Origin of the sequence: Treponema porcinum (assembly GCF_900167145.1) — a bacterium.
Classification (GTDB): Bacteria; Spirochaetota; Spirochaetia; order Treponematales; family Treponemataceae; genus Treponema_D; species Treponema_D porcinum.
Genome location: NZ_FUWG01000005.1, coordinates 119,044 through 139,982, shown reverse-complemented (window position 1 = coordinate 139,982; position 20,939 = coordinate 119,044). Strand labels below are relative to the sequence as shown.

General features: G+C 41.5%; 23 protein-coding genes. 17 read left to right on the top strand and 6 right to left on the bottom strand.

The window, feature by feature from the left end; genetic code table 11:
- Positions 1–21 precede the first annotated feature (21 nt).
- The 11 genes from B5D55_RS04475 to B5D55_RS04425 all read left to right on the top strand — a co-directional run bounded on the left by B5D55_RS04475 (position 22) and on the right by B5D55_RS04425 (position 10,606).
- Positions 22–1,428, top strand: a complete 1,407-nt coding sequence (locus B5D55_RS04475) for an ATP-binding protein (protein WP_078932797.1) — start codon at positions 22–24, stop codon at positions 1,426–1,428.
- A 257-nt stretch (positions 1,429–1,685) separates the two neighbouring features.
- The gene (locus B5D55_RS11420; RefSeq protein ID WP_143593188.1) at positions 1,686–2,045 is read left to right on the top strand and encodes a hypothetical protein; all 360 of its coding nucleotides are present in this window, start codon (positions 1,686–1,688) and stop codon (positions 2,043–2,045) included.
- 312 nt (positions 2,046–2,357) lie between these two features.
- Entirely contained in the window at positions 2,358–3,086 is a 729-nt protein-coding gene (locus B5D55_RS04465) for a DUF1566 domain-containing protein (protein WP_143593187.1), read from the top strand.
- A gap of 88 nt (positions 3,087–3,174) precedes the next feature.
- Positions 3,175–3,603: a helix-turn-helix domain-containing protein gene (locus B5D55_RS04460; protein ID WP_078932794.1), complete on the top strand. Its 429-nt coding sequence runs from the start codon at positions 3,175–3,177 to the stop codon at positions 3,601–3,603.
- 10 nt (positions 3,604–3,613) lie between these two features.
- Positions 3,614–4,585: a HipA domain-containing protein gene (locus B5D55_RS04455; protein ID WP_078932793.1), complete on the top strand. Its 972-nt coding sequence runs from the start codon at positions 3,614–3,616 to the stop codon at positions 4,583–4,585.
- Between the two features lie 317 nt (positions 4,586–4,902).
- Entirely contained in the window at positions 4,903–5,652 is a 750-nt protein-coding gene (locus tag B5D55_RS04450; protein ID WP_078932792.1) for a YebC/PmpR family DNA-binding transcriptional regulator, read from the top strand.
- A 77-nt stretch (positions 5,653–5,729) separates the two neighbouring features.
- Positions 5,730–6,293 carry a crossover junction endodeoxyribonuclease RuvC gene (gene ruvC / locus B5D55_RS04445; RefSeq protein WP_078932791.1) on the top strand — a complete coding sequence of 188 codons (564 nt, stop codon included), beginning with the start codon at positions 5,730–5,732 and terminating at the stop codon, positions 6,291–6,293.
- Between the two features lie 76 nt (positions 6,294–6,369).
- Positions 6,370–6,984 carry a Holliday junction branch migration protein RuvA gene (ruvA, locus tag B5D55_RS04440; protein ID WP_078932790.1) on the top strand — a complete coding sequence of 205 codons (615 nt, stop codon included), beginning with the start codon at positions 6,370–6,372 and terminating at the stop codon, positions 6,982–6,984.
- Positions 6,985–7,067: 83 nt separating this feature from the next.
- The gene (ruvB, locus tag B5D55_RS04435; RefSeq protein WP_078932789.1) at positions 7,068–8,126 is read left to right on the top strand and encodes a Holliday junction branch migration DNA helicase RuvB; all 1,059 of its coding nucleotides are present in this window, start codon (positions 7,068–7,070) and stop codon (positions 8,124–8,126) included.
- Positions 8,127–8,167: 41 nt separating this feature from the next.
- Positions 8,168–9,208 carry a tRNA preQ1(34) S-adenosylmethionine ribosyltransferase-isomerase QueA gene (gene queA, locus B5D55_RS04430; RefSeq protein ID WP_078932788.1) on the top strand — a complete coding sequence of 347 codons (1,041 nt, stop codon included), beginning with the start codon at positions 8,168–8,170 and terminating at the stop codon, positions 9,206–9,208.
- A gap of 87 nt (positions 9,209–9,295) precedes the next feature.
- Positions 9,296–10,606, top strand: coding sequence for an HD domain-containing phosphohydrolase (locus tag B5D55_RS04425; protein ID WP_078932787.1), 1,311 nt, complete (start codon positions 9,296–9,298; stop codon positions 10,604–10,606).
- Positions 10,607–10,628: 22 nt separating this feature from the next.
- Here B5D55_RS04425 and B5D55_RS04420 read toward each other — a convergent pair whose 3' ends face one another.
- The 6 genes from B5D55_RS04420 to infC are packed head-to-tail and all read right to left on the bottom strand — an operon-like array spanning position 10,629 to position 13,097.
- Complete coding sequence (locus tag B5D55_RS04420; protein WP_078932786.1) at positions 10,629–11,084, bottom strand: DUF188 domain-containing protein; 456 nt, start codon at positions 11,082–11,084, stop codon at positions 10,629–10,631.
- Positions 11,081–11,425 (bottom strand): cell division protein ZapA, encoded by a 345-nt coding sequence (locus tag B5D55_RS04415; RefSeq protein ID WP_159446152.1) that lies wholly within the window; start codon positions 11,423–11,425, stop codon positions 11,081–11,083. Before B5D55_RS04415 ends, B5D55_RS04420 begins: the two co-directional genes overlap by 4 nt.
- Entirely contained in the window at positions 11,412–11,972 is a 561-nt protein-coding gene (locus tag B5D55_RS04410; protein ID WP_078932784.1) for a cell division protein ZapB, read from the bottom strand. The genes B5D55_RS04415 and B5D55_RS04410 overlap by 14 nt, the downstream gene beginning before the upstream one ends.
- A 1-nt stretch (position 11,973) precedes the next feature.
- The gene (gene rplT, locus B5D55_RS04405; RefSeq protein ID WP_078932783.1) at positions 11,974–12,333 is read right to left on the bottom strand and encodes a 50S ribosomal protein L20; all 360 of its coding nucleotides are present in this window, start codon (positions 12,331–12,333) and stop codon (positions 11,974–11,976) included.
- A 13-nt stretch (positions 12,334–12,346) separates the two neighbouring features.
- Positions 12,347–12,547 (bottom strand): 50S ribosomal protein L35, encoded by a 201-nt coding sequence (gene rpmI / locus B5D55_RS04400; protein WP_078932782.1) that lies wholly within the window; start codon positions 12,545–12,547, stop codon positions 12,347–12,349.
- A gap of 19 nt (positions 12,548–12,566) precedes the next feature.
- Positions 12,567–13,097 carry a translation initiation factor IF-3 gene (infC, locus tag B5D55_RS04395; protein WP_078932781.1) on the bottom strand — a complete coding sequence of 177 codons (531 nt, stop codon included), beginning with the start codon at positions 13,095–13,097 and terminating at the stop codon, positions 12,567–12,569.
- Positions 13,098–13,261: 164 nt separating this feature from the next.
- Between infC and B5D55_RS04390 the strand changes: the two genes are divergently transcribed.
- The 6 genes from B5D55_RS04390 (at position 13,262) to serS (ending at position 20,936) form a co-directional block, all read left to right on the top strand.
- On the top strand, positions 13,262–13,903 hold the full coding sequence (locus B5D55_RS04390) for a hypothetical protein (protein ID WP_078932780.1): 642 nt from the start codon (positions 13,262–13,264) through the stop codon (positions 13,901–13,903).
- A 72-nt stretch (positions 13,904–13,975) separates the two neighbouring features.
- Positions 13,976–17,065 carry a chromosome segregation SMC family protein gene (locus tag B5D55_RS04385; protein WP_078932779.1) on the top strand — a complete coding sequence of 1,030 codons (3,090 nt, stop codon included), beginning with the start codon at positions 13,976–13,978 and terminating at the stop codon, positions 17,063–17,065.
- Between the two features lie 6 nt (positions 17,066–17,071).
- Complete coding sequence (locus B5D55_RS04380; protein ID WP_078932778.1) at positions 17,072–17,449, top strand: hypothetical protein; 378 nt, start codon at positions 17,072–17,074, stop codon at positions 17,447–17,449.
- Positions 17,446–18,954: a tetratricopeptide repeat protein gene (locus B5D55_RS04375; protein ID WP_078932777.1), complete on the top strand. Its 1,509-nt coding sequence runs from the start codon at positions 17,446–17,448 to the stop codon at positions 18,952–18,954. Before B5D55_RS04380 ends, B5D55_RS04375 begins: the two co-directional genes overlap by 4 nt.
- Before the next feature lie 21 nt (positions 18,955–18,975).
- Positions 18,976–19,593 carry an SIMPL domain-containing protein gene (locus B5D55_RS04370; RefSeq protein WP_078932776.1) on the top strand — a complete coding sequence of 206 codons (618 nt, stop codon included), beginning with the start codon at positions 18,976–18,978 and terminating at the stop codon, positions 19,591–19,593.
- 62 nt (positions 19,594–19,655) lie between these two features.
- A complete protein-coding gene (gene serS, locus B5D55_RS04365) occupies positions 19,656–20,936 on the top strand; it encodes a serine--tRNA ligase (RefSeq protein WP_078932775.1) in 1,281 nt (426 codons plus the stop codon).
- The last annotated feature ends 3 nt before the right edge of the window (positions 20,937–20,939 follow it).

The window sequence follows — 20,939 nt, the reverse complement described above, 5'->3', positions numbered from 1 at the left end:
ACATTTTCAAATGGAGTAAATATGTTTAAAGGTCGAAAAAAGGAACTTGAATTATTAGAAGACTTATATGATTCAAAACAATTTGAATTTCTCGTTCTTTATGGCCGTAGGCGTGTCGGAAAGACAGAACTCCTCAAAGAATTCACTAAAAATAAAAAACCGTTGTTCTTTTCAGCACAGGAAAAGAATGATTCATTAAATCTTCTTGATTTTTCAAAAACTGTGCAAACATATTTTGATAATGATTTTTTTGGTGAATTTTCAGATTGGGAAACAGCATTAAAATATGTTACATCAAAAGCAACTGAAGACAGACTTGTTATTGTAATTGATGAATTTCCATACATTGCTAGTGAGAATAAATCAATAAAGAGCATTTTTCAGCACACAATAGATCATCAGTGGAAAGAGAAAAATATATTCCTTGTTCTTTGTGGTTCCTCTGTAAGTTTTATGGAAGATGAAGTTCTAGGTTCAAAAAGTCCACTTTATGGACGTTCAACAGCACATCTTGAACTTAAGGCATTTGATTATTTTGATTCGGCATTGTTTTTTCCTGAATATTCAAATGAAGAAAAACTGATGGCCTATGGAATCTTAGGTGGCATTCCATGTTATTTGCAGGCTTTTGATTCAGAAAAACCAATCGAAAAAAACATTGCAAGGGAAATACTAAGAGAAGGAAGATTTCTTAAGGATGAACCAATTTATTTTCTTAAACAGGAATTACGGGAACCAGCAATTTACAACAGTATTTTTGAAGCGATTGCTGGAGGTGCTTCAAGAGTAAATGAAATTGCTACGAAAATACATGAGGACACACAAAAATGTTCAAAGTATCTTGGAATCCTTCAGACAATCCGTCTTATAAAAAAGGAAGTTCCTTGTGGTGAGGATGAAGCTTCCAGAAAAACAATCTACAAAATTGAAGATAATTATTTTTCTTTCTGGTATCACTTTTTATTTGAGAAGAAAAGCTTCTATGAAATTCTAGGGGACGAAGAATCCGCAAAGGAAATAATGGACCCACAGAGTTTCTTTTCTTATTTTGGATTTGTTTTTGAAACAATCTGTCTTGAATATATGATACGTATGGCAAAAAACAGAAAGTTGCCCTTTATTCCATCAAAATATGGAAAATGGTGGGGAAATAATCCTGCAAGAAAATGTCAGGACGATATAGATGTTCTTTTAATTGATGATAAAAATGAAAAGTATATTTTCTGTGAATGTAAGTTCAAAGGTGAATCCTTTGGAAAATCCGAAATGGAAGATATGCTTTCAAGAAAGTCAATTTTTGCACATGCAAAAGAAACATATTTCTATGCCTTCAGTAAAAGCGGATTTTCAGATTATGTAAAGGAAAATGCATCATCAAATAACATTACTCTTGTAACGGTTGATGACTTATTCGAGTTCGGAGAATAAAATTGGTATCGTCTTGCCTCTGTGATTCAATATGCAAAAACAAAACAGACCGCGATAGAAACATTGCTTGAAGATGAATCAAGACTATTTTTTAATAAAAGAGATTTTTCAAAGTAAAAAAATGAAACTTATTGTTTAATTGACTATCACTGTTAGCTGTTATATACTGTTAACGGTGATAATATGAATCTTTCAGCATATATTAAACAGCAGGGAATCTCAGTTTATAGTCTTTCAAAAAAGAGTGCTGTTCCTTATTGTCATTATTCCAAAGAGATGGTCAAGAATTTGAACGAGTTATAAATGCAATAACAAATAGCGCAATAAATGATAAATTAAAACGAAATTTAGGATTATATGGAATAGTTGCAAGTAATGGACTTTTCAATGTGGACAATCTAAATGAAGATGATTTTATCGACTTTGCAGATAATATGCCATATTTTGAAGGTTTAGGATATTATATAGATATTTCGGGACTTGAAGAAAAGCTTTATGAAAGTTATGAAGGACAAACAGTAATAAAAAATGCAAACTCAAGTTTTATAAAAAAAAACTTCCATAAAAGCTTTTCATGGAGCGAATTTTCTGGACGTTTTTGCATTTGGAATTGCTGAAACATTAGGTTACTCTACAAATATAGAAGGCTCAGTTCAGATTGAATCAAACAACTATTTAGATGATGAAGATGGATTGATTGAAAATTTACCAAAGATGAAAGAAACTCCAGAGGGAACTTTTGCTTTTGACTTCTGCATTATTCAAGGTTAAATTTTGTACATTTAATAATGCCTCATCGGGATTTTTAAGTAATTATTTTTTAGTATGTTATTTCTTATGTAATTTTGATTTGATTCTTTTTAAGAAGATTTTTGTTTTGAATGATTTTTTCCATTTTCAAAAGTGAGAATTTCGTGTACAATTTTTTTATGAAGAAATTTTATTTTTTATGTTGTTTTCTTTTTATTGTTGTCTTTGTTGGATGTGAATTTTATGGTGGCGGAAGTAAGGTTCAGATTGGGGATATTGTTTTAAGCGATGGAAGGGTTGTTCCTGTTGAGCATTATTCTTTTTGGAAAAGAATATATGAGCCTGTTGGTGTTGTTGTTGGAGTTTCTGGTAATAATGCAATGATGATGGGATTGTATAAATCTTCTAATTCTATGAGTTGGGCTCCTAGAGATACTTTTGGGTATAATACTAAGTTTGTGGAGATTCAAGCTAGCAGATTTGGTTCCGTGGAAAGTGGTTATTATTTTTCTGGGGATTTGATTGGAAGAGATAATTGGCTTGATGTTTGTAATTCTGATAGCGAAGGTGTTTTAGAGCCAAAAAATTATCCTGCATTTTATTTTGCTTATAATTATGGTTCAGATTTTTATTATTTAAATTCGGAATTTAATAATGGTTGGTATTTGCCTAGTGTTTCTGAACTTTATGCAGTTTTTGAAAATAAGGAAGTTTTGCAAAAATCACTAAATGCTGTTGGAGGGTTTGATTTTGGAAATAATTGGTATTGGAGTTCTTCCCAAGCGTCTTCTGCAAACGAAGGTGTTTATGGTGTGAGTTTTATTAAGGGCGAAGTGAATAATAATTATAAATATTGTCCCGCAGGTTATGTAATTGTTTTTCATGATTTGAACTTACATGAAGTTTAATCTTTTTTTATTTAAGACAAGATAGGAACGCGTAGAAAGTTTAATTGACTATCACTGTTAGCCGTTATATACTGTTAACGGTGATAATATGAATCTTTCAGCATATATTAAACAGCAGGGAATTTCAGTTTATAGTCTTTCAAAAAAGAGTGCTGTTCCTTATACAACCCTTTGCAGTATATGTAATGGGACGGCCGATGTAATGGAATGCAGGGTAAATACTCTTGTAAAAATCGCAGATTCTTTGGGAGTAAATCTGCTGGATTTGATAAACTCATCTCTTGCTCTTCCTCAGAAGTATAATTTTATTAATGATGAAATAAGAATTGAATTTACGGATTTGCCAAAAGCTCTGAAAAATACAATCAAAGAGCTTGAGGAATACGACCGGAATAACGATACAATGTTTTATGAGTGTGCAGATATGCTTTATATGATGGCAGATCGATTCCTGAAAGACGGCGCTATTGATAGTGAGACTCGGGACAAATTAATTATGAAATATCCAATTGCATAAGGAAAAAAGTATGGAAATTTTTGACTTTTCAAATGCTGAATATAGTAACAGAAACGGATCATACGGTGGCGCTGCTGGTGACAAAGATGGAATTTTAATTAACGGGGAGCCTTGGATTGCAAAATACCCAAAGTCAAATGAAGGAATGGCAAAGAGTGATAAGCTTTCAAAATTTTCGCAGACACCATTGTCGGAATTCATCGGAAGTCATATCTATGAGATTTTGGGTTATCCTGTTCACAAAACGCTTTTAGGTATAAGAAAAAATAATTTGGTTGTTGCATGTAAGGATTTTTGTGATGAGAACACCCGTCTTCTGGAAATGAGGACATTGAAGAATATTCATATCTCAGAAATGAATCAGAACTTTAATGTAGACCTTCATGAAACAGATGATGGTCATCTTGTTAATCTGAAAGAACTTTTTATTCATTTTGAATTAAATCCAGAAATTTCAAAGATAAATGGGATTTCTGAACGGTTTTGGAATCAGGTTGTAATAGATGGTTTAATTGGAAACAATGACCGAAACAATGGAAACTGGGGAATTCTTTCGTGTGGCGACAAGAGAGAACTTGCTCCAATATTTGATAATGGTGCTTCTTTTTATCCTAAAAAAAGTACTCTTGCGATAGAACAGATTTTGAAATTGCCGGAAGCAGATCAGGCGCGAAATAATACAAATGTTCAGGAACCTTTTACAATTGATGGCGAACACCATCTGAATTATCGTTCAATTCTTGATTTGACTGAGTCGGAAATTTCTGCTGCACAAGTAGAATTATTGAAAGCAGCTGTTATCAGTAATACAGAACTCGTTGAAAGTAAACTGAATGAAATCATAGATTTTGTTAAATCAATACCTGGCAGCTACGAGGGGTACGAAATTATCAGTGAACCACGCAGGGAATACTATTTGAAATCATTTATTACAAGATTTGAAGATGTATTGAAAAAGAGAAGGGATGAACTTTGCAGTTAATTTTTTCTTCCTTATGGAAAACCTATGAAAACATTTGACAGTTCCTCAAAACTGATGTACGTGGAATTTATTAGCCTATGTCATCGAAGATTTGTATGACAGATCATCGGGTTGGATGCCGCCACATCCGGCGTTTTTTGTTAAAAAGTCTGTATATGAAAAATACGGTCTTTTTCGACTTGATTGCGGAATAAATGCTGGATATGAGTTAATGCTGCGCTTTTTGGGAGTGTTTTGAATGTTGACATATCCGTCTGTTTTATAGTAATATAAATAACTAATATTCTATTGTATTTTAATTTATAAGAGGTTCTTGAATGTCAGGACATAGTAAATGGGCAACCATAAAACATGCAAAAGGTCTTGCAGACGCAAAGCGTGGTAAAATCTTTACTAAATTCATTAAGGAAATTTCTATTGCTGCTCGTATGGGCGGAGGAGATCCTAATTCAAATCCACGTCTTCGTACGGTGATTATCAAGGCTCGTGCTGCTAATATGCCTAAGGATAATATTGAGCGCGCTATCAAAAAAGGAACAGGTGAAGACGGAGCAACTGCATATGAAGAACTTGTATATGAAGGATATGCTGCCGGCGGTGTTGCCGTTATGGTAGAAGTTCTTACAGATAACAAGAACCGTGCTGCTGCAGATGTACGCAATATTTTCAATAAGAACGGCGGAAATCTTGGTGTTGCCGGTTCTGTTTCACGTATGTTCCAGCGCAAAGGTACTATCGAATACGATGCAGAAAAAGTTTCTGAGGACGAAGTAATGGAAGTTGCTCTGGAAGCTGGTGCTGATGACATTGTAAATGAAGACGGAATTATTACTGTTACTACATCTGCTGATGCTTTTGCATCTGTTGCAGATGCTTTGAATGCAAAGGGCTTTGAGTCACTTTCTGCTGATGTAGGAATGGTTCCTGATATGTATTCTCCTGTTGATGCTGATACGGCTGTAAAAGTTGCAAAACTTATCAACAGACTTGAAGATAATGACGATGTTCAGAACGTTTATTCAAACGTTGAATATCCAGATGATTTTGATCCGGAGGCAGCTGAGTAATTCAGCCTGTTTTTGGTTCGGTCGATAATGTGAGGCGGTTGTAGTTCAGCCGCCTCATTTTTTTTAGTCTGCATATTATGAAAAATACTGTTTCTGATTTTGCATTATTACCAGGTTCTCAATCTTCCCGGCTGAATGACGATGAAGTTGCGCGCGGAAAAATACGCCGTGTTCTTGGTATTGACCCCGGTCTTGCAAATACGGGATTTGGTGTGGTTGACTTTTGCGCAGGGCGATACCGTATGGTAAGTTACGGCGTCATATCCACAAATTCTGCTGCTTCCCGTCAGGAACGTCTTTTGACAATTTATAACCGTTTGTGTGCGGTGATAGACGAATTTAAGCCTGCGGAAGCCGGTATGGAAACGCTGTATTTTGCGCGGAACGTAACAAGTGCAATGGGGGTTGCGGAAGCCCGCGGTGTTGTTACGCTTTGCCTTGCACAGCATTGTATTCCGCTCGGTGAATACACGCCTAATCAGATAAAGCAGGCTGTTACCGGAACTGCTTCCGCAGACAAGCAGCTTGTAGAAAAATACGTGCAGATTTTGCTGGGGCTTGAAGTTCCGCCTAAACCTGACCACGCTGCCGATGCGCTTGCCGGAGCAATTACGCATCTTCATTTTTCTCCGTCCGCCTGACATTTGCTTTTCCTCCTGTCGTTTTGCTTTTTCTTTCGTTCTTGCCGTTCTTCCGTATTTTGTTTATCATATACCTATGTTTAATTCTTTAACCGGTACGATTACCGGGAAATTTCCAAAGCAGATTTTTATAGATACTGGCGGGGTTGAATGGGATATTTGCATTCCTGATTCAAATCTAGATATGCTTCCGACAGTCGGTTCTGTTTGCAGGGTGTTTACGTTCCTTCAGCATACTGAAACTGCAATGCAGATGTACGGTTTTGCTTCTGCTGACGAACGTACGCTCTTTTTTGACTTGATGAAAGTAGAGGGAATCGGTGCAAAGGCGGCTGTCAAGATTATGAGCAGCGTTTCTTCCGCACGCCTTATGCAGGTTCTTGACGACGGCGACCTTGAAATGCTGGAGAAAATTCCAGGAGTCGGAAAGAAAACTGCCGGAAAAATGCTTCTTGCGCTTAAGGGTAAGCTTTCGTTGCGCGAAACGCCTTCTGTTGTGCGTATTTCTCCTGAAGTTCCGTTTAATGATGTAGTTATTTCTCTTGTCAGTATGGGCTATGACAAGCGTCTTGTGGAGCAGAAAATCGCGCTTCTTTCGGAAACACTGCAGAATGATGCAGCATTTGCCGGAAAAACGCAGAAAGAGAAGGAAGATGCGCTCTTCCGCCGTGCTATAGTTGAACTTTCATAGTCATAGGATGTGTACCGTCTGTCCTGCGTACGGATTTTCTTCCTGCTTGCGGCATAGCCGGTGATTCTGCTATAATAAAAAAAATGACTGATTTTAATTCTGACAGCATTGACGGTTTTTCATCAATAGTCCGCGCCGACTTAAAGACTGATTCTGATGAACAGGATGCAACTCTGCGACCTAAACTTTTAAAGGACTTTCTTGGGCAGACGACCGTAAAAAATAACCTGTCTACTTTTATAGAAGCCGCACGCCAGAGGGAAGAGCCGCTTGACCATCTTCTTTTGATAGGTCCGCCGGGTCTTGGAAAGACGACCCTTGCGCAGATTACGGCGCACGAACTTGGCGTTGACTGTAAGATAACGTCTGCTCCGGCTCTTGATAAGCCAAAGGATCTTGCCGGAATTCTTTCTACCATAACGCCGCGTACTGTGTTCTTTATAGATGAAATTCACCGTTTGAAGCCGGCGATAGAGGAAATGCTGTATATAGCAATGGAAGATTTTGAACTTGACTGGATTATCGGGCAGGGGGCTGCGGCTCGTACTGTCCGTATACCGATTCCGCCATTTACGCTTGTTGGGGCAACAACAAAAGCCGGCAGCGTTTCAAGCCCGTTGCGCAGCCGGTTCGGCATTATTCCTCGTTTTGAATTTTATTCGCAGAATGAACTTGCTGCGATTATCTGCCGTTCAGCCGATATTCTTCAGGCTGAAGTTGAACAGGAAGCTGCTCTTTTAATGGCAAAATGTTCGCGTGGAACTCCGCGTGTTGCAAACAGAGTTCTTCGCCGTATGCGTGATTTTGCGCAGGTTCTTGGGAATGGCAAAATTTCCGTTGATATTGTGCGGCAGGGACTTAAAAAACTTGAGATTGATGATATAGGTCTTGAAAAATGCGACAGGGATATTCTTCTTTCTATTATACATAATTTTGGCGGCGGACCGGTTGGGGCTGAAACGCTTGCGATTTCTATCGGAGAATCCATGGATACGCTTGAAGACTATTACGAGCCGTATCTTATTCAGTGCGGTCTTTTGCAGCGCACGCCACGCGGACGGATTGTTACGCAGAAGGCATACGAGCATCTTGGACTTGCGCCTTCCGGGAATGTCGGAACTGCACAGCCTGCGCTTTTTTAACGGAAGCGGCTTGAAAAACGTCCTAAAAACAGGAATTTTATATGAAAACTTCAGATTTTTATTTTGATTTACCGGAAGAATTAATTGCCCAGCATCCAAGCGGAATACGCGGTCAGGATAAGCTTATGCGCCTTGGAAAAAACGACGGCGCTGTAACTCATTTTGCAATGGACAACCTTCCTGAGTTGATTTCTCCTGATACTTTGATGGTATTCAATAATTCGCGTGTTCGCCGTGCGCGCTGTTACGGAATAAAGGAAACTACCGGGCGCGAAACGGAATTTATGTTTCTTAATCAGATTGACAAAGACTGCCGCGTCTGGAATACAATGGTGAAGAACGCAAAAAAGCAGAAGCCTGGAATGCGCTATACGTTCCCGGACGGAACTGTCGGCACAATCATTGAATGTCCTGGGAATGAAGGAACTGAATTCCGCGCGCTTCAGTTTGATTTTATAATTTCGGAAGACTGGTTTGAAAAAAACGGACATATTCCGCTTCCGCCGTATATTAAGCGTGAAGATACGGAAGAAGATTCCGAGCGCTATCAGAATGTGTATGCGGTGAATACAGGAAGCGCCGCTTGTCCTACGGCAGGACTTCATTTTACGGAAGAAATGCTTTCCCGGCTTGATGCAAAGGGAATTGAGCGCGCGTTCGTTACGCTTCACGTGGGACTGGGAACTTTTCTTCCTGTCCGTGAAGAAATGATTGAAAATCATAAAATGCATGAGGAAGTTTTTACCGTTCCGCCGGAAACTGCGCAGAAAATAAATGAGGCAAAAAAGCAGGGAAGGCCGGTGCTTGCAGTCGGTACTACGTCCGTGCGAACGCTTGAGTCTGCCTGTGATGAAAACGGGCTTGTAAGGAGCGGAACTGGTTCTACCCGCATTTTTATGTATCCGGGATATAAGTTTAAGGTCGTTGACCAGATGTTTACGAATTTTCACACGCCGGAAAGTACGCTCATAATGCTTGTAAGTGCGTTCGCCGGGCGCGAGAATATTCTTAATGCCTACAGAACGGCTGTTGAAAACCGCTACCGCTTTTTCAGTTACGGTGACTGCATGCTGATTCAGTAGCTGTTCTGCCGTATGTTTGTGTTTTCTTTCTTTTTTATTAGTTGAAATAACATGGAAAAAATTGCATAATAGGGGAAAGGGATATTTATGATTGTTGTAAGTGAGAAAGAAAAAAAACTTCAGTCTATTATAGAACTTGAAAATAAGCTGAACGAAATTCAGGACGTTGACGTTCTATTGGAGCGCATTCTTACTGAAACCAGACGGATTGTAAATGCTGATGCCGGTTCTATTTATGTTGTTTCTGGCGAGAACGGTACTAATCTTTCTATAAAATATTCTCAGAATGATACGCAGCTTCGTGAACTGCCTTCCGGGGAAAAACTTCCGTATCTCTTTTTCTCTTTTCCGATTAACGAAAAATCTATCGCCGGATATGTTGCCAGCACAGGAAAAAGCCTTCGCATAGCAGATGCGTATGATTTACCGGCGGAACTTCCATTTAAATTCAACAAGCAGACAGACTTAACGACGAATTACCGTACAAAATCAATGTATACCATTCCGCTTAAAATGGCGAGCGGACAGCTTCTTGGTGTTCTTCAGATAATTAATGCACAGGATGAAGCTGGAAATGTCATTCCGTTTGATGATGATGCGGAACTTTATATAAGTCATTTTGCTACGGCTGCCGTTCAGGCTTTGCAGCATGCTTATAACACGCAGAATATGGTAAGGCGTATGCTCAAGATGTCTGAATTCCGTGACCCTAAGGAAACGTATCCGCATGTAGAACGCGTTTCTAATATTTCGCTTGAAATTTACGACCGCTGGGCATTCAACAACAACGTCCCGGAGGAGGAACGGCATAAGTTCCGCGATAACCTTAAGATTGCGGCGAAGTTCCACGACATCGGAAAAGTCGGTGTGTCCGACATTATTCTGAAAAAGCAGTTTCCGCGCTTTACGGACGATGAGCGCAATATTATGAAAGGTCATACCTGTCTGGGTGCAATGCTTTTCTATCCGCCGGAATCATCTCTTGACGAAATGGCCGCGGATGTTGCGCTTCATCACCACGAGCGCTGGGACGGAAACGAAAGCGGCTATCCGGGAAAGTTCGATTTGGACAAGCTTGTTACGTATTCAAATGAAAATGACGCCGGAGCAGGGCAGGAGAATACAAAATTCCAGATTGGCGGTGCAGTTGTTGTGAAGCGGCCGCTCAAGGGAAATGAAATTCCTCTTGCTGCCCGTATTGTTGCCGTTGCGGATGTTTTTGATGCACTTTCACATCGTCGCTGTTATAAAGATGCCTGGTCAATGGATGATGCGTTCAATATGATTCAGTCAGAAGCAGGAAAACAGTTTGACCCTGAGATTGTCCTTGCGTTTATGAAGATACGTGAACGTGTAATTTCAATCCTTACGCATATTCCGGATGACGAGGAAGTATAGTTTTTTTTGAATGGAAGAGGGTTTAATTCTTCAGTTTCTGGAGTTCCCTTTCAAAGCATTTTTTGAATTTGGAAAATTCTTTTTCTCCGTAAGAATTTTTTTTTGAGCCGCCAAGACCAATCTGTGCCAGCTGAAGGTCAAAATTGCGGTCGGCGATTTTATCCTGAATGTTATCTTTTGTAAATGCTGTTCCGCGGTCGTTTATAACGCTGATGTTTTTTGCAACAAGCCGCTCTGCAAGAAGTATATCGCGCGTAATTACAATATCTTTTTCCGAAGCGGAAGAAACAATGTAGTTATCAGCGGCGTCTTTTTCTGCAGGGCATATAACCATCTCAAAATTTTTTTCATCTGAACCAGCAGGAACAGGTTTGTTTGCAACTAATGTCAGCGGAAGGTGATTTTTTTGCGCATAGTCCGCAGTATATTCCCGGACAAGGCGCGGGCAGGAGTCTGCGTCAATCCAGATATGAGTCATAATACTTTATCTATTTTTTCTATCAGTTCTCGGGTGATTCTGTCTGCCTCTGAATCTGCTGTGTTGTTTTCATAGGCATTCTGTATTTTTACTTTTGTTTTTTTATCCTGATAGACCTGATCGCACATCATAATTCCTGCCATAATTGCAATCTGAAGCGGATCTGTAAGCGTCTGTTTTTTTTCAATAGTGTCAGTAACGCCCTTATAGTAGCGGAGCAGTTTGTTCAGGTATTCGCTGTCTTCGTCTGCTTTTATTGTAAAGGATGTGCCTAGAATATTGATTTGCAGTGTTCCCATCTTTTTTGGTGCGTATGACTTTATGTGACTAGAAAATATCAAACATTCCGTTTTCCGAACTGTCCGATGTCTGCTGACCGTTGTCCGGGGAGTCGTATTCTTCGTCTGAAACTGCCGCTTCGTCATTCTGAGAAACGTTTTCCATATCAAAGAATTGTGTCTGATTCTGTAGATTTTCTGGCTGAACGGAAGGTTCTGCCGATGTTTCTGTAATTTCCTGCCGAACGCTGTTCTGTGAAGCAGGTTCTTCTTCCTGTGAAACAGGCATCTGCCGTGCAGGTTGTACCTGTCCGTCAGGCAGCGAAGCAGGAGCAGTTTTCTGCTCCTGCCCGGAAAGTGCCCTGCCGGCTACATTCAATATTGAATTTTCAATGGAATTCAGCCGGTCAAGTGCCTTTATGATTCCGTCCTCGATCTTACCCTGATCCTGTTCAAAAGCGGAAAGCTGCTCCGACTTGGCAGACAGCGCGTTTGTGAGCTCGGCGCAAGACTTGCGAAGAGCATCGTTTTCTGCCTGTAGCTGTGCAATTTTTGCAACAGCGCCTTCAACTTTTTTTTCAAGAAGATGAATCTGATCGAGTGAAATCATATTATGCCTTCAATGCTTTTTTTGCAGCTTCAACAACTGCCTTGAAAGCAGTCGGGTCTTCAATAGCCATATTTGAAAGTGCCTTGCGGTTGATAATAATACCAGCCTTTGTGCATCCGTCAATAAAGCGTGAGTATGAAAGTCCCTCGTCACGAACAGCAGCGTTGATACGTGCAATCCACAATGCGCGGAAGTTGCCTTTTCTGTCGCGGCGGTCTGTGTATGCGTGGTTAAGAGCCTTAACTACAGCATCTTTTGCAGGTTTATAATTTGACTTGCGGTCGCCGATAAAACCTTTTGCAAGCTTAAGGATTTTTGCACGGCGATTTTTTCTTTTTGTTCCGTCTATTGCTCTTGACATATTTTACACCTCATTAACCGTACGGCAGCATCTGCTTGCGGATTTTCTTTGCGTCAGCTTCTGCTACATATCCTGTTGAGCGGAGCTGTCTTTTTCTTTTTGGTGAACGCTTTGTCAAAATATGACGAAGGTTCTGCTTCTTGTGCTTAACTTTTCCGCTTCCTGTTAAAGAATAGCGTTTTGCAGCAGCACGTTTTGTCTTCTGTTTAGGCATTCTGTTTACCTCAAATAAATTATTTGGCTTTTGCAGAGATTGTCATTGACATAGTCTTTCCGTCCATTGCCGGTGCCTTTTCAACGACATACGCAGAAGTAAGCCTTTTCAAAACTTCTTGCAGGACATCATAGCCGAGTTCTGTGTGTGCAAGTTCACGTCCGCGGAAACGGATGGTTACTTTTACCTTGCTTCCTTCGTCTAGGAATTCCTGAACATGTTTGGCTTTTGTATCAAGGTCGCCTGAGCCGATTTTCGGCTGCATTCGGATTTCCTTGAGCTTCAGTACTTTCTGATTCTTCTTGGATTCACGGAGCTTTTTTTCCTGTTCGAATCGGTACTTGCCAAAATCAAGTATCTTGCAGACCGGCGGGTTAGCATTCGGTGAAACTTCAACAAGGTCAAGATCCTTTTCCTTAGCCATTTTCAGTGCTTCCAGCGTAGGAACGATTCCTTTCTGGTTGCCTTCATCGTCTATAAGTCTGACCTCTCGCACGCGGATCATATCGTTTATCCGCTGCCCCTTATTGTTGTTATTATTGTATGCCAACTATCCTCCTAGTGTTACAAAACACATATCTCATGTAGCGTATTAGTTATTATATTGAAGAAAGGTATGTGTGTCTAGTGGAACTGTTTTTTTCTGCTGGAAGTTCATTGATAATCTTTCTGTTTATTCTTGTTAGAACTTGCCTTGTGTGGTAAAGTACACCTATGTTTTTGTTTATGATTATGCTGATTCCTGCCGTTCTTGTTTTCTGCGGAATAAGGGCAGGTGATAAGACTGAAGTGGCTGTTACCGTATCAGGTGCGGTGACCGGCGTTCTTGTAAGCCTTCTTGTTGCTGTGTTTTCTTTCAGGCACCGGATTCCGGAATATTCGTTTGCGGCAAATTTTCTGTATTATGCGGCGGAGGAGTATATAGTTCCTCTCCTGCTTTTGTATATCGCTTATTTTTTCATTACGAAAGATACTGTTGAATTCCGCATACGTTCTTTTTTCCCTGTTACTGCCGGATTTTTTTCCGTTTATATGCCGTACTGCATCATAAGTGCTTCCGGCTCCGTGTTTTCGTTCTTTGAACTTTTCGTAAAGCCGGTGCTTTTCCTTTCTATGCTTGTACTTGCTTCGTTTGCTGTTTTTTATATCGGAAAACAGGCGTGCGGAAAAAACATAAAGCGGATGATTGCAGGATGCGTTCTTCTGGCGTTCATTCTGTTTGTTCCGCCTTTTTTAAATACGCTGTGGATTCTTGACGTTTTTGCGCCTGCTATGTACGTTCTGTCTGCCGTGTATGCGTTTTTTGCCGCCTGCCTGTTTTTTTCTTCAATAATGCATACTGAATCTATTGATTGATGTTTTATTGATATATGGATAGAAAATCGCTATACTTAAAAAACTGTAAAATTTAAAATTTAGGGGTTTTTCGTGTTTTTAAAAAGTCTGGACATCTTCGGTTTTAAATCGTTTGCCGACCGTACTCATATTGATTTTTCTGACGGAATTACGGCTCTGCTCGGACCGAACGGCTGCGGAAAAAGTAACGTTGTTGACGCTATAAAGTGGGTTCTTGCGGAAAACAAGGCAAAAAATCTGCGCGCGGAGAAAAAAGAGGACGTTATTTTTAACGGAACAGAGCGCCGCGCTCCCCTTAATGTTGCAGAAGTTACTTTAACGATGAGCAACGAGAACGGACTTTTGCCGCTCGAAGAATCTGAAATTGCCATAAAGCGCCGGCTTTACCGTTCCGGCGAAAACGAATATTTTATAAACAACAGGCCTGTCGGTGCGCGCGATGTAGTAAAGCTTTTTATGGACACCGGCGTCGGAAAATCGGCGTATTCCGTTATGGAGCAGGGAAAAATTGATCAGATTCTTTCAAGCCGCCCGGAAGACCGCCGCTACCTTTTTGAGGAAGCCGCAGGAATTTCACGCAGTAAGGCTGAATGTGCAATAGCAGAGCGTGAACTTGAACAGACCCGGCAGAATATGCAGCAGATTGAAGTTGCAATGGCTGAAATCAAGCGTTCCTACGACAGTCTTAAAGTTCAGGCGGAAAAGACAAACCGTTATCGTGCCGTAAAGGAAGAAATTTTTAACTATGAACTGGACATCGCGCTTCTCCGCCTGAAAAATTTTGTTACGGACAAGGCGCGCAATGAGAACGAACTTAATGCCGTTACGGAAAAACGTGACCGCGTTCGCGCCGAAATAGAGGAAATTAACAATACTATTTCTGAAAATATGGATAAAGTCCGCGAAATGCAGGAAAAAGTGTATTCTATGCAGTCCGAACTTATCAAAATTCAGACGGAAAAGAGCGGAAAACTTGACCTTGTAAATCAGTTTAATGCGCGCGCCCGTGAAATAAAGGAAAAAATTTCTGCCCTTGAGCTTCGGCAGAGTTCAATTCAGGAAAACATTGACAATCTTCAGGAAGAAATTGACGCGCAGGAAGCAGAACTTCATTCAAAGGAAAAGCAGGTTTCTGACGTAGAGAAAAACATTTCTGACTTTGAGGAAAACATAAAGACTGCCGCTACTCAGATAACGCAGAACGAAGAAACTGTTTCTTCTAACAAGCAGAAAATTGTTTCTCTGAACGAATCAAGGGTTGTCCTGCAGAAAGAACTTACGGAAATTACCGAAGACATCGTAACTATGCTTGATTCCAGACTGAAAGACGCTGGATTTTCAGAAAGTGCGATGCAGAAGGCAAAAGAAAATCTTGATTCGACAGTCGGAAAACTTAAAGTCTTTGCAGAAGGCCGCCGCAACGTATTTGCAGATTTTGCTGCCGCCAGCCATTCATCAGAAGATTATGCAAAAACCGTAAAAGAGGCGGCGGATGATTTTGAAGAAATGCGCCGTATGTTAGAAAGCCTTGAAGCATCCCTTGATGATTATCTTAAGGCTTCTCCTGCGTTTATTATTGAATTCCTTTCTCCTGAAGGAATTATGACAAAAAAGCGTGAGATTGATGAAAAAATCCGTGAAAACCTTACGCAGATTGATACAATAAACAGGAATATTGATGACCTGCATACAGACAATGCAGATTTGTCTGCAAAAATTGATGAATATAAGGAAACTCTGAACAAGCTTCGCGTAAACAAAGCGCAGATGGAAGCGCAAATTCAGTCGGCATTGCAGCAGACCAGTCTTTTGCGCCGCAATCTTGTTTCCGAGCAGAATACGCTCCGCACTACGGAAGAAGAGTTATTCGCCGAAACAAAACGTTCCGAGGATATGAATGCGCAGATTGTCGAGGTACAGGAAGAACTTGCGGAAATTGAACACCGTGGTATAAAGCTTGCCGATGATTTGAAGGAACTTGATTCAAAAATTGCGGAGAACAATTCAAACGTTTCAGGAAAGAAAGATACTCTTCTTAAAAAGCAGGAAGAGCAGAATAAATGTCAGGCACAGCTTGAACGGCTTACGCTTTCGCTTAATTCAAGCGACACCGAGATACGCAACATAAAGCAGAATTTCCAGGAACAGCATTCGCGCGATCTTCTTGAGTTTGAAGAGCGCATGTACAAGATAAACGTTCCTTCTGCGGAACTTCGCGAAAAACTGGGAGAAGCGCGCGAAGTCCTGCGTTCTTTGGGGCAGGTGAACCTGATGGCGGTAGAAGAATTTGCCGAAGTGAAAGACCGCTACGAGCGTCAGAAGGAAAATTATGACGATACGCAGAAAAGCCTTGACAACCTTATCCGTGTAAGCGAAGAAATTAAGTCTAAGTCTTCTGAAATGTTCCTTGAAACATATAATAAAATAAAAAAGAATTTTCATAATATGTTCCGCCGTCTTTTTAACGGTGGTAGGGCGGAACTTCGCCTTGAAGATCCTCAGAATGTCCTTACAAGCGGAATAGATATTCTTGCGCAGCCGCCGGGAAAAAAGCTTGAAAGCATTGCACTTCTTTCCGGCGGTGAAAAAACGATGACGGCCGTAGCACTTCTGTTTGCTACGTATCAGGTGCGCCCGAGTCCGTTCTGTCTGCTTGATGAGATTGATGCGGCTCTTGATGACAAGAATGTTTCAAGTTTTGTAACGACGCTTGAAAGTTTTGCGAATGTCAGTCAGTACATCGTCATTACACATAACAAAAAGACTGTTATGGGCGCAAGCACTATGCTTGGCATTACTATGGAAGAATCTGGTGTAAGCAAGATTATTGCGCTTCGTCTTGATGAAGATATAAAAATCGGGGCAAAAGTTGACTCTGCCGATGCTGATTTTGTGGAAGAGGATGTTCCGCCGGAAGAGGGTGTGTACATTCCTCCGCGCCCTCCGAAACGCATTTACAATGAGGACGGCAGTATTACCGACCCGGAGATTGAGCGCATAAAAAAAGAGGAAGAGGAACGTAGGGCGGAAGAACGAAGGCTTGCCCGGGAATCAAAAAAGGCTGCTGAAGAGGCGGAGAAGCTTGAAGCTGAATCCGAAACCGGCTCTTCACCTGAAGTTGAGCCAGAGTCTGAGTCTGAACCGTCTGATAAAGCGGAATAGTAAAAAATGATTGATTTTCAGTCTGTTCGGGAACATATACAGGAACTCCTCTTTGGAAGTAAGAAAAAGATTGTTGCACTGTGCGTCATTCTTATTTTTATGACGCTGTGTGCCGTCATTCTGCTTTCAGTGCAGGTAAGTGCGCCTGAAAAAAAAGGCGGGGCGCTTTCTGATTCAGACCGGAAACTTGTAATTGATCAGCCGCTTGTCGTACCGGAAAGTCCTGCTTCTCCCGACGGCTACAGTACTGCCCGAAAAACTCCAGAACGATGGAGCGGAAAGGACGTTGAGGGATGGTTTACCGTGCCTGACAGGACGGAAATTGAAGCTTTGGGCAGGGCGAATGACAGACGAATTGAAGAGATTATAGGAGCTGCTCCGTGAAAAAAATATTGTATGTTTTTTTGATTTTTGTAGTTCTTATGGCATTTTCGTGTGCCTCAAATCCAGCGTCCGTTTCTGATATTTCGGAAGCGGCGGAAGATTTTGCTGAAGTTACGGAAGATGGTGTTTATTCCGAAGAGGATGAACCTTCTCTGGGAGAGGCGTATGAAGCAGAACTTGAGCCGGTTCAGGTCGATGCGCTTCCTGTTCTGCAGGAAATTGAAGAGCCGGCAGCAGAACCTGAAGCAGAACTTATCCCGGAAATAGAAGAGCCTTCCGTACAGGAAATTCCTTCTGAGGAAATAACTGCCGGCGAAGATACGGATTCCGTTATTCAGCCTGATTTTGAAACTGCTGAAAAACCTTCAATGGCACAAGCGGAAATCCAGCCGCCTTTTGATTCTGGAGTGACAGGTGCAGTTCAGGAACCGGCTGTTTCTTCCGGTGGAGAAGTTGTTTCTTCCGGAACTGAAGCTGATTTTACGGAACAGACCGCCGCAGAAGATTTTTCTGAAAATGACGGAAAATCCTTGCCGGAAAAAGAAGTTGAGCCGCCTGTACCGTCGCGCTCGATGACCATAAAGCGTAATCAGCTGATTGACGTTGTATATCCGGGAAAAGGCTGGATTTACCAGGAAAATATCGACGAAGAAGGAAACAGCGACGTAAGAAATAAGAATTTTATTTTCGGCGGAAGAAAACTTGGCGGCGAAAATCAGTCGTTTACGCTCCGTTCGCGCGTTCCCGGAAAGTTTCTGCTTCATTTTTACAAGAACGATACGCTGACGGGAAATTACATTGATGATTATCTTGAGGTGGTTGTTACTGACGAAGCGGCGGATTCATCATCCGGGCATATTATGGCTCCGAGCTACGCAGAGGTTGTTCCGCCGAAAGCAAAAATAACGGCAGAAACTATAAAGGCTGAAAAGCTAGTGGGACAGCAGAAAAGTGAAAAAGCGGAAGAGGAAGCAAAAAAAGCGCCGGGGGCATCTCCTTCGGAAAAAGCGCCTGAACGCAGCGTTTCTTCCGAAAAAGGAGTTTCTTCCGTTTCTGTGCCGGAAGAATCTGGCGTAAAGACTGTCGTCCAGACTTCTGATTCAAAGCCGGATGAACATTCTCCGTCTGTTAATGTTCCGGGAGTCCGCACAGACTCTTCTTCCGGTAAAAAAACTCCGGAAAAAAACGGCGCGCCTGAACTGAAAAATACGTCGTCGCTCAGCGCAGACGATCTTTTGAAAACGGCGCGTTCGCTGTACGATGAAAAACAGTATGCACAGGCGTTTGACGCAATAAAACTGTTTTTTGACAAGGCTGTTGAAAAAATGGACGAGGGGCTGTATCTTCAAGGTCAGATTCTTGAGGCAAAGTCCGAAGTTCAGAATATAAAAGGTGCTGTTGATTCCTATGATTTGCTTGTAAAAAACTATCCTGCAAGCAGGCTGTGGGATGCGGCAAAAAAACGAAGCATCTATTTAAAGAGGTTTTATATTAACATCAGATAAGTGTATTGATATGGAGGTTTTATGAAATACGCAGGAAAAATGGTTTTAATTGTACTTGCCGGAATGTTTGTTACGGCGTGTACTATAAATAAACCGGCAGAAAAAGTCAGGACAGTAACGGTAAACGGAACAGGCTCTGTTTCTGTTTCTCCTGATTCGGCGGTTCTTTCTTTTTCCGTTACGACTTCCGGCTGGAGCGCAAAGCAGATTGTAACTGACAACGGTACTATTGCAGGACGTTTTGTAACTGCGGCAGTTGCTGCCGGCGTAAATGAAAATGATATTTTTCAGTCTGAATGTACAGTGTCAAATCCGGGGAACAATTATGAAGCCCGCCGTACTGTAACCGTTACGGTACGCAATCTCGGCATTGTTCCGGCAGTCATTGACTGTAAGTCTGCGTCTATGAAACTGACTTCGGTTGAATATACGTATGCTGATTCTGCAAGCGAAATTCGTCGCGCACGAACGGCTGCCGTTCAGAATGCACAGGACGCCGCTTCTCTGCTTGCCGGAGCGAGCGGTTCAAAGACTGGAGATGTGGTTTCCATTACAAACGAGAGCGTAACGAAAACTTCTGAACGTGACGGAACTATAAAAATTCAGTCAAATCTTACTGTTACGTACGATTTGCAGTAGTTTTCATAACTCAAAGTTTGAGTTGCAGATTTTTTATTCAGGGATATACGGGAGCTTGAAAAATGCTTGATTATAAATTTATAAAGGACAACCTTGAGGCTGTAAAACAGAATATTAAAAACCGTAATATGACGGCGGATGCAGACATTGTCGTTCAGCTGTACGACAGGCGCACCGAACTTGTTACAAAACTTCAGGGACTTCAGCAGAAACGCAATGAAAATGCCGCAAGTATGAAGCAGAAACTTGACGCTGAAACAAGGGCGAAATTCATTGAGGCAGGAAAGGCAATAAAGGAAGAAATTGCTGCCGTTGAGGCTGAAGCCGGTGATGTTGAAGCAAAACTTGAGGAAGCTGCGCGCCAGATTCCGAATATGGTTCATCCTGATGCGCCTGTGGGAAAACTTGATACAGAAAATCTTGAAGTGAAAAAAGTCGGTACTCCGAGAAAGTTTGATTTTGAGCCGAAAGATCACGTTCAGCTTGCAGAAGAACTTGACCTGCTTGATTTTGACCGCGGAACAAAAGTTTCCGGTCCTAAATTCTATTATCTGAAGAATGAGGCTGTTTTCCTTGAACAGGCGCTTATTCAGTATGCGCTGAACACTTTGCGCAGGCACGGCTTTGAACTTTTCATTACGCCTGACGTCGCGAAGGAAGAAGTTTTGAAGGGAATCGGATTTAATCCGCGCGGAAACGAATCTAACGTCTACGCCATTGAAGAAGAGGGAACTTGTCTTGTAGCAACAGCTGAAATTACGCTTGGCGGCTATCATTCAGGAGAAGTCCTTGACAAGTCAAAACTGCCGCTTTTGTACGGCGGACTTTCTCACTGTTTCCGCCGTGAAGCAGGAGCTGCCGGTCAGTTCAGTAAGGGGTTGTACCGCGTTCACCAGTTTGACAAGGTTGAAATGTTCGTATATTCTACGCCGGAACAGTCTGACGAACTTCATCACAAGCTCCGCGAAATTGAAGAGGAGATTTTTGAAGGACTCGGACTTCCGTTTCACGTTGTTGACACTTGTACAGGCGATTTGGGCGCTCCTGCATACCGCAAGTGGGATCTGGAAGCGTGGATGCCTGGAAGAAACGGCGGCGAGTACGGCGAAGTTACGTCTACTTCAAACTGTACTGATTATCAGGCGCGCCGTCTGAACATCAAGTACAAGGACGATGACGGAAAGAACAAGTATGTTCATACATTGAACGGTACTGCCATTGCCGTAGGCCGCGCAATGCTTGCAATTTTTGAAAATTATCAGAATGCAGACGGTTCAATTACAATTCCGCCTGTTCTTGTGCCGTTCTGCGGCTTTGATAAAATCTGCCCTAAAAAGAAATAGTGT

What these genes read in the sequence shown, in the direction of transcription:
- B5D55_RS04475 (WP_078932797.1), top strand. Translation starts at nt 22, where the DNA reads ATGTTTAAAGGTCGAAAAAAGGAACTTGAATTATTAGAAGACTTATAT.
- B5D55_RS04465 (WP_143593187.1), top strand. Translation starts at nt 2,358, where the DNA reads ATGAAGAAATTTTATTTTTTATGTTGTTTTCTTTTTATTGTTGTCTTT.
- B5D55_RS04460 (WP_078932794.1), top strand. Translation starts at nt 3,175, where the DNA reads ATGAATCTTTCAGCATATATTAAACAGCAGGGAATTTCAGTTTATAGT.
- B5D55_RS04455 (WP_078932793.1), top strand. Translation starts at nt 3,614, where the DNA reads ATGGAAATTTTTGACTTTTCAAATGCTGAATATAGTAACAGAAACGGA.
- B5D55_RS04450 (WP_078932792.1), top strand. Translation starts at nt 4,903, where the DNA reads ATGTCAGGACATAGTAAATGGGCAACCATAAAACATGCAAAAGGTCTT.
- ruvC (WP_078932791.1), top strand. Translation starts at nt 5,730, where the DNA reads ATGAAAAATACTGTTTCTGATTTTGCATTATTACCAGGTTCTCAATCT.
- ruvA (WP_078932790.1), top strand. Translation starts at nt 6,370, where the DNA reads ATGTTTAATTCTTTAACCGGTACGATTACCGGGAAATTTCCAAAGCAG.
- ruvB (WP_078932789.1), top strand. Translation starts at nt 7,068, where the DNA reads ATGACTGATTTTAATTCTGACAGCATTGACGGTTTTTCATCAATAGTC.
- queA (WP_078932788.1), top strand. Translation starts at nt 8,168, where the DNA reads ATGAAAACTTCAGATTTTTATTTTGATTTACCGGAAGAATTAATTGCC.
- B5D55_RS04425 (WP_078932787.1), top strand. Translation starts at nt 9,296, where the DNA reads ATGATTGTTGTAAGTGAGAAAGAAAAAAAACTTCAGTCTATTATAGAA.
- B5D55_RS04420 (WP_078932786.1), bottom strand. Translation starts at nt 11,084, where the DNA reads ATGACTCATATCTGGATTGACGCAGACTCCTGCCCGCGCCTTGTCCGG.
- B5D55_RS04410 (WP_078932784.1), bottom strand. Translation starts at nt 11,972, where the DNA reads ATGATTTCACTCGATCAGATTCATCTTCTTGAAAAAAAAGTTGAAGGC.
- rplT (WP_078932783.1), bottom strand. Translation starts at nt 12,333, where the DNA reads ATGTCAAGAGCAATAGACGGAACAAAAAGAAAAAATCGCCGTGCAAAA.
- rpmI (WP_078932782.1), bottom strand. Translation starts at nt 12,547, where the DNA reads ATGCCTAAACAGAAGACAAAACGTGCTGCTGCAAAACGCTATTCTTTA.
- B5D55_RS04390 (WP_078932780.1), top strand. Translation starts at nt 13,262, where the DNA reads ATGTTTTTGTTTATGATTATGCTGATTCCTGCCGTTCTTGTTTTCTGC.
- B5D55_RS04380 (WP_078932778.1), top strand. Translation starts at nt 17,072, where the DNA reads ATGATTGATTTTCAGTCTGTTCGGGAACATATACAGGAACTCCTCTTT.
- B5D55_RS04370 (WP_078932776.1), top strand. Translation starts at nt 18,976, where the DNA reads ATGAAATACGCAGGAAAAATGGTTTTAATTGTACTTGCCGGAATGTTT.
- serS (WP_078932775.1), top strand. Translation starts at nt 19,656, where the DNA reads ATGCTTGATTATAAATTTATAAAGGACAACCTTGAGGCTGTAAAACAG.